16 protein-coding genes are annotated in these 14,256 nt (G+C 70.7%); 6 read left to right on the top strand and 10 right to left on the bottom strand.

Annotated features, from left to right (window positions below; all coding sequences use genetic code 11):
• Nucleotides 1-120: 120 nt before the first annotated feature.
• Entirely contained in the window at nucleotides 121-195 is a 75-nt protein-coding gene (locus ACTXG6_RS14025; RefSeq protein WP_414710562.1) for a 50S ribosomal protein bL37, read from the bottom strand.
• Nucleotides 196-314: 119 nt separating this feature from the next.
• On the opposite strand from ACTXG6_RS14025, the gene ACTXG6_RS14030 reads away from it, so the two are divergent.
• Together ACTXG6_RS14030 and ACTXG6_RS14035 are read left to right on the top strand one after the other, a co-directional pair.
• On the top strand, nucleotides 315-530 hold the full coding sequence (locus ACTXG6_RS14030; protein WP_445188231.1) for a biotin/lipoyl-binding carrier protein: 216 nt from the start codon (nucleotides 315-317) through the stop codon (nucleotides 528-530).
• Between the two features lie 361 nt (nucleotides 531-891).
• Entirely contained in the window at nucleotides 892-2,415 is a 1,524-nt protein-coding gene (locus ACTXG6_RS14035; protein WP_445188232.1) for a sensor histidine kinase, read from the top strand.
• 300 nt (nucleotides 2,416-2,715) lie between these two features.
• Here the strand turns inward: ACTXG6_RS14035 and ACTXG6_RS14040 are convergent, their stop codons facing one another.
• Nucleotides 2,716-2,970 (bottom strand): WhiB family transcriptional regulator, encoded by a 255-nt coding sequence (locus ACTXG6_RS14040; RefSeq protein WP_185064401.1) that lies wholly within the window; start codon nucleotides 2,968-2,970, stop codon nucleotides 2,716-2,718.
• Nucleotides 2,971-3,398: 428 nt separating this feature from the next.
• Nucleotides 3,399-4,337 carry a diacylglycerol/lipid kinase family protein gene (locus ACTXG6_RS14045; protein WP_445188233.1) on the bottom strand — a complete coding sequence of 313 codons (939 nt, stop codon included), beginning with the start codon at nucleotides 4,335-4,337 and terminating at the stop codon, nucleotides 3,399-3,401.
• Nucleotides 4,338-4,421: 84 nt separating this feature from the next.
• Here ACTXG6_RS14045 and ACTXG6_RS14050 point away from each other — a divergent pair, with 84 nt between their 5' ends.
• Nucleotides 4,422-4,865 (top strand): hypothetical protein, encoded by a 444-nt coding sequence (locus ACTXG6_RS14050; protein ID WP_445188234.1) that lies wholly within the window; start codon nucleotides 4,422-4,424, stop codon nucleotides 4,863-4,865.
• Between the two features lie 15 nt (nucleotides 4,866-4,880).
• Here ACTXG6_RS14050 and ACTXG6_RS14055 read toward each other — a convergent pair whose 3' ends face one another.
• The 3 genes from ACTXG6_RS14055 to ACTXG6_RS14065 all read right to left on the bottom strand — a co-directional run bounded on the left by ACTXG6_RS14055 (nucleotide 4,881) and on the right by ACTXG6_RS14065 (nucleotide 6,593).
• On the bottom strand, nucleotides 4,881-5,525 hold the full coding sequence (locus ACTXG6_RS14055) for a histidine phosphatase family protein (RefSeq protein ID WP_445188235.1): 645 nt from the start codon (nucleotides 5,523-5,525) through the stop codon (nucleotides 4,881-4,883).
• Between the two features lie 91 nt (nucleotides 5,526-5,616).
• On the bottom strand, nucleotides 5,617-6,171 hold the full coding sequence (locus ACTXG6_RS14060) for an NUDIX hydrolase (RefSeq protein ID WP_445188236.1): 555 nt from the start codon (nucleotides 6,169-6,171) through the stop codon (nucleotides 5,617-5,619).
• Between the two features lie 8 nt (nucleotides 6,172-6,179).
• On the bottom strand, nucleotides 6,180-6,593 hold the full coding sequence (locus tag ACTXG6_RS14065) for a CGNR zinc finger domain-containing protein (protein ID WP_445188237.1): 414 nt from the start codon (nucleotides 6,591-6,593) through the stop codon (nucleotides 6,180-6,182).
• Between ACTXG6_RS14065 and ACTXG6_RS14070 the strand changes: the two genes are divergently transcribed.
• On the top strand, nucleotides 6,588-7,166 hold the full coding sequence (locus ACTXG6_RS14070) for an MFS transporter (RefSeq protein ID WP_445188238.1): 579 nt from the start codon (nucleotides 6,588-6,590) through the stop codon (nucleotides 7,164-7,166). The two genes, ACTXG6_RS14065 and ACTXG6_RS14070, sit on opposite strands and share 6 nt — an antisense overlap.
• A 295-nt stretch (nucleotides 7,167-7,461) precedes the next feature.
• Nucleotides 7,462-8,766 (top strand): MFS transporter, encoded by a 1,305-nt coding sequence (locus tag ACTXG6_RS14075; protein ID WP_445188239.1) that lies wholly within the window; start codon nucleotides 7,462-7,464, stop codon nucleotides 8,764-8,766.
• A 72-nt stretch (nucleotides 8,767-8,838) separates the two neighbouring features.
• Here the strand turns inward: ACTXG6_RS14075 and ACTXG6_RS14080 are convergent, their stop codons facing one another.
• The gene (locus ACTXG6_RS14080; protein ID WP_445188240.1) at nucleotides 8,839-9,225 is read right to left on the bottom strand and encodes an SCO5389 family protein; all 387 of its coding nucleotides are present in this window, start codon (nucleotides 9,223-9,225) and stop codon (nucleotides 8,839-8,841) included.
• A gap of 254 nt (nucleotides 9,226-9,479) precedes the next feature.
• Between ACTXG6_RS14080 and ACTXG6_RS14085 the strand changes: the two genes are divergently transcribed.
• Complete coding sequence (locus tag ACTXG6_RS14085) at nucleotides 9,480-10,481, top strand: esterase/lipase family protein (RefSeq protein WP_445188241.1); 1,002 nt, start codon at nucleotides 9,480-9,482, stop codon at nucleotides 10,479-10,481.
• 13 nt (nucleotides 10,482-10,494) lie between these two features.
• On the opposite strand, the gene ACTXG6_RS14090 is transcribed toward ACTXG6_RS14085, so the two are convergent.
• The 3 genes from ACTXG6_RS14090 to ACTXG6_RS14100 all read right to left on the bottom strand — a co-directional run bounded on the left by ACTXG6_RS14090 (nucleotide 10,495) and on the right by ACTXG6_RS14100 (nucleotide 13,378).
• A complete protein-coding gene (locus ACTXG6_RS14090) occupies nucleotides 10,495-11,127 on the bottom strand; it encodes a LysE family translocator (protein WP_445188242.1) in 633 nt (210 codons plus the stop codon).
• Nucleotides 11,128-11,189: 62 nt separating this feature from the next.
• The gene (locus ACTXG6_RS14095; protein ID WP_445188243.1) at nucleotides 11,190-12,461 is read right to left on the bottom strand and encodes a serine hydrolase domain-containing protein; all 1,272 of its coding nucleotides are present in this window, start codon (nucleotides 12,459-12,461) and stop codon (nucleotides 11,190-11,192) included.
• Nucleotides 12,462-12,574: 113 nt separating this feature from the next.
• Entirely contained in the window at nucleotides 12,575-13,378 is an 804-nt protein-coding gene (locus tag ACTXG6_RS14100; protein ID WP_445188244.1) for a class I SAM-dependent methyltransferase, read from the bottom strand.
• Nucleotides 13,379-14,256: the final 878 nt, after the last annotated feature.

Raw genomic sequence — 14,256 nt, forward strand, 5'->3', positions numbered from 1 at the left:
CTGACTAGGCACGGCACGCTTGACGAAGACCATGGGAAAGGGCCGGAGTGGATGTTCCACCCCGGCCCTTTTCCGCGTCGGTCGGTGCGCGTCAGGGACGCGGCGCCCGGCCGGCGGCACTCAGGCGTTTGGCCGCTTGCCGTGGTTCGCGCCGCCCTTCTTGCGGTCGCGCCTCTTGCGGGCTCGTCGGGACATGTTCTCGCCTCCCTCAGTCTCGGGTGTGTTCTGCGGTCGAGTCTGTCACGCGTGGTTGGATGACTGGTGATCGCAGGTGGTTCGCCCCCGCGTGAGCAGGGGCGAGGGGGAGGGTGGGCGTGACAGAGGAGATCCGGGCCGAGATGGTGGCCAATGTGATGAGCGTGGTCGTGGCGCCTGGCGCGCAGGTCTCCGACGGCGACACGCTGGTCATCCTGGAGTCCATGAAGATGGAGATCCCGGTGATCACCGAGGTGCCCGGCACGGTGACCACCGTCGCGGTGGCCGAGGGCGACGTGGTGCAGAGCGGCGACCTGATCGCCATCGTGGAATGACCGGAGCGCGCAGCTCCGCGAGGAGCGCACTGAACAACTCGGGCCTACTGCGCGGCGCCCAGGCGGCGCCCTCGCGGCGTTGGACGAGCGGGCCGGTACAACCCCGGTATCGGCCCGCTCGTCGGCCTTGCGATGACACCACCTGGCCACCGCTCGCTACGGCCGGAGTTGTTCAGCACCCTCCGAGGAGCGCACAGAACAACTCGGGCCTACTGCGCGGCGCCCAGGCGGCGCCCTCGCGGCGTTGGACGAGCGGGCCGGTACAACCCCGGTATCGGCCCGCTCGTCGGCCTTGCGATGACACCACCTGGCCACCGCTCGCTACGGCCGGAGTTGTTCAGCACCCTCCTAGGATCCGCCCGTGTCGACGCTGACCGAGCTGGTCGCCGAACACACCCGGCTGTCCGGCCTGGCGGTGGACCACCTGCAGCGGGTGGTCGCCGAATGGCAACTGCTGGCGGACCTGTCGTTCGCCGACTTCATGATCTGGATACCGCTGCCGGATCCGCCCGTCGACGGGGTGCCGGGCGACGCCGGACCGGGGGACGGCAGGTCCGGCCGGTTCCTGTGTGTGGCGCAGGCCCGGCCCACCACCGCGCCGACCGCGCACCCGGAGGACGCGGTGGGCAGCGTCGTGGTCGAGCCGGAGCACGCTCCGCTGCGCCGGGCGATGATCGATGCGCGGATCTGCCGCGAGGAGGACCCGCGCTGGCACCACGGGGTACCGGTGCGCCGGGAGACCATCCCGGTGAGCCGCGACGGGGTGGTGCTCGCGGTGCTCTCCCGGGACACGAACCTGGCGGTGGCCAGGGTGCCCAGCCCGCTGGAGATCGCCTACCTCGGCGCCGCCGCCGACCTCTGCCAGATGATCGCCGACGGCACCTTCCCGGCGCCGGACCCCACCGTGGACACCCAGACCAACCCCAGGGTCGGCGACGGGCTGATCCGGCTGGACACCGGCGGGCGGGTGGTGTTCGCGAGCCCGAACGCGCTGTCCGCCTACCACCGGATGGGCCACGCCTCGGACCTGGTCGGCGCGGTGCTCAGCAACGTCACCCGGCCGCTGGTCCGGGACCCGTTCGACGGCGCCGAGGCCGTCAAGCGGATCCGGTCCGCGCTGGACGGCCGCCCCTCGCTGCGGATGGAGGTGGAGGCGGGCGGTGCCGCGCTGCTGCTGCGCGCCATGCCGCTGCGCCCCCGCGGCGCGCCGGCCGGCGCGTTGGTGCTGGTCCGCGACGTCACCGAGGTCAAGCGGCGGGACCGGGCGCTGCTGACCAAGGACGCCACCATCCGGGAGATCCATCACCGGGTGAAGAACAACCTGCAGACGGTCGCCGCGCTGCTGCGGCTGCAGTCCCGGCGCACGCCCAACCTCGAGGCCCGCAAGGTGCTGGACGAGTCGGTGCGGCGGGTCACCTCGATCGCGCTGGTGCACGAGACGCTGTCCATGTCGGTCGACGAGCGGCTGAACCTGGACGAGGTGGTGGACCGGGTCATCCCGATGATGACCGACGTCGCGATCGCCGAGTCCCGGGTGACGGTCCGCCGGGAGGGCAGCTTCGGTGTGGTGCCCAGTGCGTTGGCCACCCCGCTGGTCATGGTGCTCACCGAGCTGGTGCACAACGCGCTGGCGCACGCCTACGCCCCGGGTGCCCGGGGCGAGGTGGTGCTCTCGGTGCGCCGCTCGGCCGGCTGGCTGGACGTGGTGGTCAGCGACGACGGGCGGGGCCTGCCCAAGGGGTTCTCGCTGGAGCGTTCCCGTGGCCTCGGCCTGCAGATCGTGCGGACGCTGGTGGACTCCGAGCTGGACGCCTCGCTCAGCATGCGGCCGAGGGAGCCGAAGGGCACCGACGCGGTCCTGCGGGTCCCGCTGCTGCGCGTCTGAGCGGCCGTCGGCCGTCGAACCGGGGCGATGCGGGGTGCCGCGGCTGACCGTTGGCCCGGAGACGGCCCGGCTGAATGGCGGCTGAGGCTCACCTGATACCGTTCAACGGCTGGCGTTGACCGGCTGACCGCTCACCCTCTCTCTGACCCGTTCACCTGGCCGTTCACCCGCTCGACCGCTGAACTACCGGTCGAGTTGGTCCGTTGTGCACCAGCCCCGGACAGACCGCGAGCCCGGGGCCAATGTTCTGGCGCCGGGCTCGCGGATCGGGGAGCGCGTAAAAACAGGCTCAGTGGTTGCTCAGGCTCCAGTTCGGGCCCGAGTGCGAGCGTTGCGGCGCTTGAGTGCGCGTCGCTCGTCTTCGCTCATGCCGCCCCATACACCGGCGTCTTGGCCGCTTTCCAGTGCCCACGTCAGGCACTCGGTGTTCACGGGGCAGCGCCGACAGACGGTCTTAGCCTCGGCGACCTGCAACAGTGCGGGGCCGGAAGTCCCTACCGGGAAGAAAAGCTCCGGGTCCTCGTCACGGCAGCTCGCGCGGTGGCGCCAGTCCATGATTGCTCTGCTCCTTGCTCTGCGCGCTGTGGCGCGCACCTATCTCGTCAGTACGGGCGTGTCGCTTGTGAATTCTTTCACGAGCGACGGATCAGTTCAAGGATTCTTGGGCAGTAGGGTGAGAGCTTCCTCACCCGCTCATCGCAATCAAGGCTACGGCTACTTACACCGTGTGACCGACTACGCTGAACGACTGACCCGAACCCGCCGGCCTGTCCCCGTAGCTCCTGCGAGCTCCGAGTCCGGGCCGACCGTGCCGGAGGAGATTTCTCCTCAGCGGTCGTGCTGGCTTCGAGGACAACGTTGAACGATCACGGCCAAAGGCGCGAGTCCCAACGGGATCGACGGTTCAACTCGGTCGGTGAATGGCGGAAAACGGTCTGGACACGGTCACCCGACAGGTTGGTAACTGCGGCGAGCCGCGGTTCTCACACGACGACTCGCAACGCCCTGGGTACCGCGACGAACTCGACCTCGCTGCGTTCTCCCAGGTAGTCGCCATCCACCTGGAGGGCTACGGGGGCGTCACTACTCACTCGAATGAGTGGCAATTCGTCCCGACTCAGGATGTGCGGGCCGTTTGGATCTCCTTGTTTACGCAAAATCTCGCGTATTAACGGGAGCACAGTGGCCGGCCCGAGACTGCGCAACGCGAACAGCGCCAGCCCGTCCGTCTCCCCGCAGCCGGGGTTGGTGCGCACCGGGCGGGAACCCAGGTAGGTCCACGGGTCGGTGGCACAGACCATCGCCAGCCGGAGCCCGGACACCGGTTCCTCGCCGGGCAGCTCGATCGTCAGCGACCGGGGGTTCCGCAGCTGGCGGAGGTAATGGCGCAGCGCGGTGCGGGCGTAGCGGGTCGGGCTGGCCTCATGGCCGCGTGCCCTGGCGCGCTCCACCGAGGCCACCACTTCGGCGTCCCAGCCGAGGCCGGCGTTGAAGGTGAACCACCGGTCGTCCGCCCGGCCCAGCCCCACCGTCCTGGTACGCCGGTCGGCGAGCGCGTGCAGCACCGCCGAGGTGGCCTCCAGCGGGTCCTTGGGCAGCCCGAGCGCCCGGGCGAACACGTTGGCCGAGCCGCCGGGAACCACCGCGAACAGCGGCGCCTCCGCGTCGGCCGGGCCCTCGCCGGGCGGGCGGGCCTCCAGCAGCCCGTTCACCACCTCGTTGACCGTGCCGTCGCCGCCGTGCGCGATGACCAGCTCGGTGCCGCCCCGGACGGCGGCGGCGGTCGCCTCGGCGGCGTGCCCCCGGTACTGGGTCTGCAGCACGTCCAGCTTCAGCTCACTGGCCAGGGCATGCGCCAGCACTTCTCGGCCGGCGGCGGTCGTAGAGGTCGCCTGCGGGTTGACCACGAGCAGGGCGCGCACGATGGCAGGGTAACCGCAGTGCCGCACGTCGTGGGTTGCGGTGCAGTGGGGAATTGCCCCGACGCGGGCATTACTGTTGCCGGCGTGAGCGCAGGGCCGGACTCCCCCAGGGCGGACGCCCGCGGTGCGCGCCCGCCCGGCCCGGTCCGGGCGGCGGCCGCACTGGTCGGCCTGCAGGGTCTGGTCGCGGTCGGCTTCGCCGGTTACCTCGTGGTGCGCGCCGGCACGGGGTCGCAGAGGCTGGGCGGAGTGGTGGCCGAGAGCGGCATGTTCCTGCTGATCGGGGCGGCGCTGCTGCTGGTCGCCCTCGGGTTGGCCAAGGGCCGGTTCTGGGCGCGCACCCCGGCGGTCGTGGTGCAACTGCTGCTGTTGCCGCTGGCGTACTCGTTGCTGGTGCCGTCCCACCAGGTGCTGGCCGGCGCGGTCACCGGCGCGGTGGTGCTGGCCGCGCTGTTGCTGCTGCTCAGTGCGCCGGCCCGGGCGTGGGCGCTGGACCAGGACGACGCCCGCCGAGGCCAGTCGTCCTGACCGGGCCGGCCCCGCTCAGCTCAGCCGGGCGCCGCTCAGCTCATAGGCCTCGCTCAGCTCGACCAGGTTGGTGTGGTCCAGCCGGGGTTCGCCGCGCTCGTCGCCGAGCACGGTCAGCCCGCCCGCATCCAGCTTGAAGCCCACGCCGGCGCCCGCCGCCAGGCCCAGCCAGCGTGCGGTGAGCACCCGGCTGAAGTGCCCGTGCCCGATCAGCACCACGTCACCGCGGTCCAGCACGGCGCGACACCGGCTGAGCACCGTGTCGGCCCGGGCGGCCACCTCGGTCGCGGTCTCGCCGTTGAGGCTGGGATGCGTCCACACCGTCCAGCCGGGCACCGTCTCCCGGATCTGTGGGGTGGTCAGGCCCTCGTAGTCGCCGTAGTTCCACTCCACCAGCGAGTCGTCGACCTCCGGGGAGAGCTTGGCCAGCGCGGCGGTGTCGGCCGCCCGGCGCCGGGGACTGGTCAGTTCCAGGGCGAACGGCGGCGCGTCCGGGCCGCGGACGCCGGCCAGCACCCGCCCGGCGGCGGTGGCCAGCTCCCGGCCCCGCGCGGTGAGCGGGATGTCGGTATAGCTCGTGTGCCGCCCCGTGGCGGACCACTCGGTCTCGCCGTGGCGTAGCAGGTAGATCCGGCCGTGGGTCTGCTCCGTGTCGGACACCCGATCACCGTAACGGCGCGGCGGCCGCGGGTCACCCGTCAGAACCAGGTATTCGACGGTGAGTTGCGCGCGCCGCGGCGGGGCCGACCGGTCAGATCGGGTACTCGCCGGCCAGCGCACGGGGCAGTACCGGTTCCAGGATGCGCAGCGTGAGGCCCCATACGGTGTGCCCGGCGATCCGGCGGACCGGTACCCGCAGGCGGGTGTTCCAGGCCGGGAAGTCCATGTCCTCGGAACCTTCGGCGGCCGGGTCGGCAAGCTCGTCCACCCGCACGTCCAGCACCGACGCGACCTCCCGCTCCTGCGGCCGCCACTGCTCCGGCACCCGGAGCAGCCGGCCCACGAAGGCCCACACCTCAAAACCGGTGGACCTGGTCCGCACCGGATCCAGCTCGTGCAGCACCTCGAGGTCGTCCGGCCGCAGACCCAGCTCCTCGCAGGTCTCCCGGACGGCGGTGTCGCGCATCGTCTCGTCGGTGGGCTCGCGCTTGCCGCCGGGCAGGGCGATCTGCCCGCCGTGCCGGCCGAACTGGGTGCGCTCGATGAGCACCAGCCGCAGTGCGCCGGCGGGATCCCGGTAGAACGGGATGAACACCGCCGCCGGGGTCGGGTCAGAGTCCGACTCGGTGTCCGTCTCGGCTGTCACATCGCCCATCATCGGCCGTCGGCGCCGGGCCGACCAGCTGAACCGGCGGCCCGGCGCCGCGACCGGTAGGCGGCTACGTTGATCCGGTTGCCGCAGATGTCGGGTTCGCAGTAGCGGCGCCGCCCGCCCCGGCTGGTGTCGATGTACACCCCGGCGCAGGTCGGCGAGGCGCAGCGGCGGAACCGGCCGGGTCCCAGCGCGCGCAGCACGGCCAGCGCGGCGGTTGCGGTGAGCAGCGCGAGCTCGTCGGCCAGCGGGGCACCGGGCCGGCTGGGTACCTGCCACTGCCAGTCGCCGGTGCCGTCGGACCGCAGTACCGCGCCGGCGCCCACCTCGGCCGCGAGCGCACCGGCCGCTTCGGCGAGCTCGGCGGCGTCCGGTGCAGTGATCAGCTCGCGCAACACGGACCGCAGTGCGTGCACGGCGGCGAGGTCGGCGGCGCTCGGGGTGCGGCCGGAACCTCGCTGATCGTCTACGGCTGGCTGACCTGGCTGGCCCCGTACTACCAGAGCCTGGGTTGGGCGCCCGGTTCCGCCGGCCTGCTGGTAGCGGTGTGGAGTGTGGCCCAGGTGCCGGCCGCGCTGATCGTCCCGGCGTTGGCCGAGCGACGCCGGCGTCGGCGGTTCTGGGCTTCGCTGGCACTCGGCTGCGCGGTGGCCGGGACCGTGGGCGTGCTGTTGGTCCCGCTGCCGCCGGTGCTGGGCCCGTGGCTGTGGGTGGTGCTGATCGGGTTCGGTTCCGGTGCCGGCTTCCCGCTCGGCCTGGCGGTGATCGCCTGGCGCATACCGGACGGCGCGGCGAGCGCGGCCATCAGCGGGCTGGCGATGGGTGTGGGTTACACGGTCGCGGGCCTCGGACCGCTCGTGATGGGGCTGCTGATCGACGCCACCGGTGGCTACCCGCCGGCCATCTGGGTGCTGTTGGTCGGGGCCGCCGCGCAGGGCTGGGCGATCAGCAGGATCGGTGACCGGTGCCGGACCGGCGACCGGAGCTGAGCCGCGACCGGAGCTGACCCGCGACCGGAGCTGAGCGGCAACCGGTCCGGCCCGCCCACGCGATCGGTGTTAACCGGTCGCCAATCCGCTCGAAACACCGGCGTGGATTGATACTGCTGGGAAATCGTTACCGCGGCGGCGCCGGACCGCGGGAACCGAATCGGGGGGCTCAACTGTGTCGACTCCGCACGAACCACCAGCCTCCACCGTCGATGCCGGTACAGCTCCGACCGCTGACGCTGCCGCCGCTGACGCCGCCGCCCCTTCCGCGCCCGGTGCACAGCGGATCGGGAACGTGCGCTGGGGCATCGCGGTGCTGCTGTTCTTCGGCGTCCTGATCAACTACTTCGACCGCACCAACATCTCGGTGGCCGCGGGACCGATGGGCAAGGAGTTCGGGCTCACCCCGGGCGAGGTCGGGATCGTGCTGTCCAGCTTCCTCTGGTCCTACACGCTGGCCCAGATCCCGGCCGGGCTGCTGCTGGACAAGATCGGCATGAAACGGGTCATGCGCGTCACCACCTGGGTCTGGGCGGTGGCGTGCTTCCTGACCGCGATCGCCAGCGGGACCGGCCTGGTCATCCTCTCCCGGATCCTGCTCGGGCTGGGCGAGGCGGCGGTGTTCCCCGGTGCGATGAAGGTGACCGGCTACTGGTTCCCGAGGGCCGAGCGGGGCCTGTCCACGGCGGTGTTCGACTCCGGGCAGCGGCTGTCCAACGTGATCGGCACCCCGCTCGTCGCGATCGCCGTGGTGAGCCTGGGCTGGCGTGGCGCGTTCTGGACCACCGGCATCCTGAGCGTGGTGTTCGCCGTCGTGTTCTGGGTCGCCTACCGCAACCCCAAGGAGGCGCTGCGGTCCGGGCGGCTGAGCCAGGCCGAACACGACTACATCCGGACCGGCGGAGCCCAGGACGAGGACGTCGCGCACCCCAACCCGCTGGCCAACCTGGGCTACGTGCTGCGCCGCCGCAAGGTCTGGGGGCTGGCGCTCGGGCTGGCCTGCGCCGGCTACACCACCTGGCTGCTGCTCACCTGGCTCCCCGGCTACCTGCAGACCGCGATGCACCTGAGCGTGATCAAGAGCGGCCTGTTCACCGCGATCCCGTGGCTGGTCGCGGTGGTCGTGGAGTTCCTGATCCCCGGCTGGCTGGTGGATCACCTGATCAAGCGCGGCCGTGAGGAGACCGTGGTGCGCAAGTCGGTGCTGATCGCCGGCATGGTCATCGCGCTGGGCATCGTGGGCGCCGCCTTCACCACCAGCGTGGCCGTCGCGCTGTTCTGGATCACGGTCGGCACCGTCGGCATCACACTGGCCTACTGCGTCAGCAACAGCCTGCCCGCGCTGATCGCGCCGGAGGGCAGCGTCGGGGCGGTGGCCTCGGTGATGAACTTCGTGAACACCCTGTTCGGGCTGTCCGCGCCGATCGTCACCGGGTTCCTGGTGCAGGCCACCGGCAGTTTCGGCCCGGCATTCGTGGTCGCCGGGGTAATCATGGCCGCCGGGATCTTCTTCTACACCGTGGTGCTCGGCCCGATCGAGCAAATCCCCGCCCCCGAGGCGGTGCAAGCCGCCCAAACCGCCACGGCCACCGCCGAGTAACACACGCCGAGTCGCACACGTGCGGTCGCGGCGTGATATCCGAATATCGCGCCGCGACCGCCGTGATATGTCTCAGCAGTTAATCAGTTCGGGTTTCTGGTTGAGCACCTGAGCTCTCGGGGTGACGAATTCGGCGTGCTCCTCCGTCGCCGACGGGTCGAAGAAGCCGACCTTGCAGCAGTTCTGGAACGCCATCCGCACGCCGAAGTGCCGTTCCACCGCGCCACGCATCGCATCGCTGCCGACCAGCCGGAAGAGCTGGCCCCAGCTGGCCTCGTCGGGTGGCTCGCTGTCGTTGACCGCGACCCGCCCACCGGTGCACCGCAGGTCGCCGGCCAGTCCGCTCATCACCGACCAGGCGTACGGCAGGGAGTTCTGAATGCATTCGATGAAGTCGTCGTCGGAAATGTCCCCGCGCTGCGCCTGTTCAAGCAAGTTTGCCGGAACTGTGAGCGACACCGTAATCCTCCTGAGGTCGGTAACAGACCGGCTCAACGCTACGTAGTCCGGAGTTATCGCGAAAGCCCCCGGCTAGGCGATAAAAAGGCAAATAAACAAATTCGAATATTCGACTGTGCGCATGCGACGGCCGCGCCGGGCCGGCCCCGCTGCTCACCTCGCGTTAGACCGAATGGCGTAACCAGCGCGGGGTCTGTTCGTTCCTTCCAGCAGGGACTCGTCTTACAACGGCGCTGGGCGGGGTGTGGGCACGGATGAGATTTGCCGGTAGGGCCACCGCGGTTCTCGGCGCGGTTGCGGCCGCGCTCCTCGTGGCGACCGGTGGCCCGGCGTCCGCTTCGGAGGACGGCCCGGCTTTGCGGATCCCGGCGGACGCGCCGCGGCAGAGCCTGAGCTGCCACGGCGACCTCGCGGGCGGCGCCGTCGACCCGGTGTTGTTGATCGCGGGCACCACGCTGAACCCGAAGGTCAACTTCGACTGGAACTACGAACCGGCGTTCCGGGCCCGGCACCAGTCGTACTGCGCGGTCACGCTGCCGGACAACGAGATGGCCGACATCCAGGTGGCCGCCGAGTACGTCGTTTCGGCGCTGCGCACGATGCACCGACGGGCCGACCGGCCGATCCAGATCGTCGGGTTCAGCCAGGGCGGGATGATCGGCCGCTGGGCGCTGAAGTTCTGGCCGGACACCCGCGACCTGGTGGAGTCGGTGATCGGGCTGGACCCGTCCAACCACGGGACCCTGGACGCCGACGGGGTCTGTGCACTGGCCTGCGCGCCGTCGATCTGGCAGCAGCGGCCCCACTCGAAGTTCACCACCGCGCTCAATGCCGGGCAGGAGACCTACCCGGGGATCAGCTACACCCAGATCTACTCATACCTCGACGAGGTGGTGGTCCCGAACCTGCCGCCGGCGGCCAGCTCGGAGCTGCACACCGGACCCGGGGACATCACCAACATCGCGGTGCAGCAGATCTGTCCCGGGCACGTCGCCGACCACCTGACGATGGGCAGCACGGACCCGGTGGGCTACGCACTGGTCGTCGACGCGCTGACCCACGGCGGCCGGGCGCGGGCGGACCGGATCGACCGGGCGGTGTGCCTCGCGCCGGTCATGCCGGGGGTGGACCGGGCGACCATCGCGGTGCACGAGGCCCGCTACGGCAGCCACGTGGCGACGGTGCTGGCGACCTACCCGCCGACGCTCGCCGAACCGCCGCTGCGCTCCTACGCCCGCGACGCGGCCAGCGAGTAGAGCGCGCTCCGGGTCACCGCTGTGCGGCGAGCCGCACACCCAGGCCGATGAACAGGCCGCCGGTGGCGACGTCCACCCGGCGGCGGAAGCCGTGCCGGCGGTGCAGCCAGCCGCCGAACTGCCCGCCGAGCACGCCGACCGTGCCGTCGACGAGGAACTCGAACACGATCATGACGGCGCCGAGGATCGCGAACTGCAGCCAGACCTGACCCAGCCGTGGATCGATGAACTGGGGCAGGAAGGCGATCGTAAATGTGATCATCTTCGGGTTGAGCAGGTTGGTCAGCAGTCCCCGCAGGAACGCCTGCCGGCCCGAGATCCCGTCGCCACCGACCGACGTGTCGGCCTGCCGGTCGTTGCGCCGCCGAATGAGCTGTACCCCGAGGTAGATCAGGTACGCGGCCCCGGCGACCCGCACGACGGTGAAGGCGACCGGGACCGCGGCGAACAGGGCGGTCAGCCCGGCGGCCGCCACCGCGATGTGCACGGCCTCGCTGGTGGCCACCCCGGCCGTCGCGAGCAGCCCGGCACGCGGGCCGCCGCGCATCCCGCAGCCCAGGACGAACAGCATGTCCGGCCCCGGAGCCACCATGGCGATGATCGTCGTCACTACGAAGGCCACCAGCAGGTGGTGCTCGACCGGCATTTCCGGATCGTCGCACGGCAGAACGGTCGGGCCCCACGTCATATGCGCCGAAACCCACGCTTCTACGCGTAGAGCGTGCCGATCAGTTGTTGGGCGATCGTGGCGGCGGGCGCCCTTCCGTCCGGGGCGGCCTTCAGGTTCGTCCACACCGTCAGGGTGGTCATGCGGTCGGGGTCGTGGCCGGTGAACGACTGGAATCCGGGCAGCTCGCCGGTGTGGCCGTACATCGGGCCGAACTTGCCGATGGCCAGGCCGTAGCCGGCGGCCGAGGCGGAGCCGGGGTTCGTCGACCGGACGCTGTCGAGCCGCCTGCGCTGCCAGGTCGGGTTCAGCAGCGTCCCGTCGCTGAGCGCCCGGCCCCAGGTGGCGAGATCGCCGGCGGTGGAGATCGCGCCGCCGGCGGCCCAGGTCCACGACGGGCTCGCATCGGTGACGTCGTTGGGCTTGAGCGTGCCGGCCTTGGCGGCGGCCAGCTGGTCCGGCGGCAGCGTCTCGGTGTCCAACGTGGACACGTTGGTGCCGTACATGTAGCCGCGCGGGTGCGGTGCCGGGATGGCGGCGTCAGCCGGGAACGAGGTCTCGTGCATGGCGAGTGGGGTGAACAGCCGGGTCTGGTACGCCGACCCGAGCGGCTGCTTGCCGACCTGCTCGGCGATCAGGCCGAGCAGCACGTAGTTGGTGTTCGAGTAGTGGTAGGCGGTGCCGGGCGGGAAGTCGACCGGGTGCTCGAGCCCAAGTGCGAGCAGCTCCTCCGGCTTCCAGACCTTGCCCGGGTTCTCGTCGAGGGACCTGTTGAGCTCGAACGACTCGCTGTAGTTGTACAAGCCGCTGCGCATGTCGAGTAGCTGGGTGAGGGTGATGTTCCGCCCGTTCGGAACGTCCGGGCGGTACACCGACACCGGGGCGTCGATGTCCAGCTTGCCCTCCTGGGCGAGCTGCAGGACCACCGTGCCGGTGAACGTCTTGGTGATCGAGCCGATCCGGGCGTGGTCGGCCATCGTGATCGGGTCCGACGCGGAGTCGGTGCGTGAGCCGTACGTCGCGGACAGCTCACCGGCCGCGGTGCGCACGATCAGCGCCGCGCCTGGGGTCAGCAACTCCTTCGCGGCCTGCTGGAACTGAGTGCGCAGTGCGTCCGCCTGGGGTAGCGGCGCCGGACCGGCCGGCGACGGGGCGGCGGTCGGTGGCGCCGACGGGGACGGGGACGGCGAGCACGCCGCGGCCAGCGCGCCGAGGCCCGTCGCGGCCGCGCCCACCAACAGAGCACGGCGGCGGACCCCGACGCGGCGTGCCGGCCCCGCGTTCAGTGCCGATCCCTCTCGAGGTTGCTCCATTGCACACTCCGATCCGGCGCGGCACTGAACCCGGGGTTGCCCACGTTATGCCTGGTAGGACGCGGATGCATACTCACAATTAGCTAACGGTGCCCTCGCTCCGCCCGCCGATGTCACCCCGGCGGCCGGGCCTCGACGACGTGTGCGGTCATTCGCGCGGAGACGGGCCCGACGCCGAGTCGGGCTGTCATCTCGTCCGCCACGACGCCGGTGGTGGCGGCGAGATCGGCCCGGGCCTGGATGGCCGAACGCAGCGGGGTACCCGTGCAGAACCCGAGTGCGACGTCCGCCGCCGAGTCGGCGTGCCCTTCCAGGGTCACCCTCTCGGCCGAAACCAGGTCCAGACCCCCGGCGAGCAGGTCGGCGGAGACGAGCCGCAGGTCGGTGTAGCCGTGCGGGACGGCCGACATGAACGTGGGTGGGTCGTCGGGAAAGGCCCGCTCGAGACCGGCGACCAGCGCCCGGGCGAAGCCATGGGTCTCGACCGCGTCCCAGATGTTGAACAACAGGCGGCCGCCCGGCGTCAGCACCCGCCGCGCCTCGGCAAATCCGGCGGGCCGGTCCGGGAAGAACATCACCCCGAACTGGCAGACCAGGAGATCGAACTGTCCGTCCGGGAACGGCAGGTGGAGGGCGTCGGCCTGCTCCCAGGTCGCCGCCGGTACCTGGCTCGAGCCGAACTCGACCATCGCGGTGTTCAGGTCCGTCGCGGTCACCTCCGCCGCGGGGAGCGCCGCGGCCAACTCGCGGGTCAACGCCCCGGTACCGGCGGCGAGCTCCAGTACCCGACGGGGCTCGAGGCGGGCCGCCCGGCGGGCCAGGTCAACGGCGAACGGGCGGAACACGGCGGGGCCGAGCCACCGGTCGTACGCCGCCGGCATCGAGTCGACCCATGAGCGGTCCCCGTCATCGGACACCAGGGAAAGCTACCGGGCGGCTATGGCGGTCGTCACCCACGGAATTCTTGACTAGACGGTGCAGATCCGGCGGCTGCCGGAGCTGGACGCCACGGCTTGCCCCGCTCTGAGTCAGGGGGGATTCTCCAGCGGGGCACCGGCCCCGGGCTCGAAATTGAGAATCTCTTTACTTTGGATTGCTAACCTCTGCTCTTTTCCCGCTGATGAATTGTCAGAAACTCCCCGCGAAACTGACGGCACTCTCAGAAATAGTTGTCTGAACGGGCTCTCAGAAAAGGGTGTCGAGGAATTACCGAGAAGCGACATCACCGCTACGGTACGGGCGCGGGAGTGACCGAGATGCCCTCCCGCCCACATAAGGCATGACTGGAGGGGGTGCCTTCGTAGGGCCATTCGACGCTGGAAAGACCATGAGTCCGGTCGGTCGGCCGGGTGGCTACGGTCGGGTGAAATCGTGAAAGGAGCTACCGACAATGATTCGTCGCTTTACTGCCACTGCCGTGCTCGGGACCGCCGCCGCGGCGACGTTTATCGTCGCCAGCAGCGCAGGCGGACAACCGGCACTGACCAGCATGACTACCCCACTCGCTGCCTCGAGCTACTCCGCGCCACCCCCGGCACAGAAGTGCCCAGCCAACTTCACCTCCGGGGTGATCGGCGGGCAGTCCAAATGCCTTGCGCAGGGTCAGCAGTGTCAGCAACCGAATACCGGCGACTACACCCACTACGGGTTCGACTGCGTCAAGGCGGGTAACCGCTACCAGCTCAGGAGCAGAACGAAGCCCGCCCCCGCACGGCCCGCTGTCGCGAAGCCCGCCCCCGCGAAGCCGGCTCCCGCACGGCCCGCTGTCGCGAAGCCCGCTCCCGCGAAGCCCGCT

The organism is Pseudonocardia sp. Cha107L01, from assembly GCF_052566575.1.

Coding starts and splice junctions, on each gene's coding strand:
- ACTXG6_RS14040 (WP_185064401.1), bottom strand. CDS start 2,970: ATGGACTGGCGCCACCGCGCGAGCTGCCGTGACGAGGACCCGGAGCTT.
- ACTXG6_RS14085 (WP_445188241.1), top strand. CDS start 9,480: ATGAGATTTGCCGGTAGGGCCACCGCGGTTCTCGGCGCGGTTGCGGCC.
- ACTXG6_RS14090 (WP_445188242.1), bottom strand. CDS start 11,127: ATGCCGGTCGAGCACCACCTGCTGGTGGCCTTCGTAGTGACGACGATC.
- ACTXG6_RS14095 (WP_445188243.1), bottom strand. CDS start 12,461: ATGGAGCAACCTCGAGAGGGATCGGCACTGAACGCGGGGCCGGCACGC.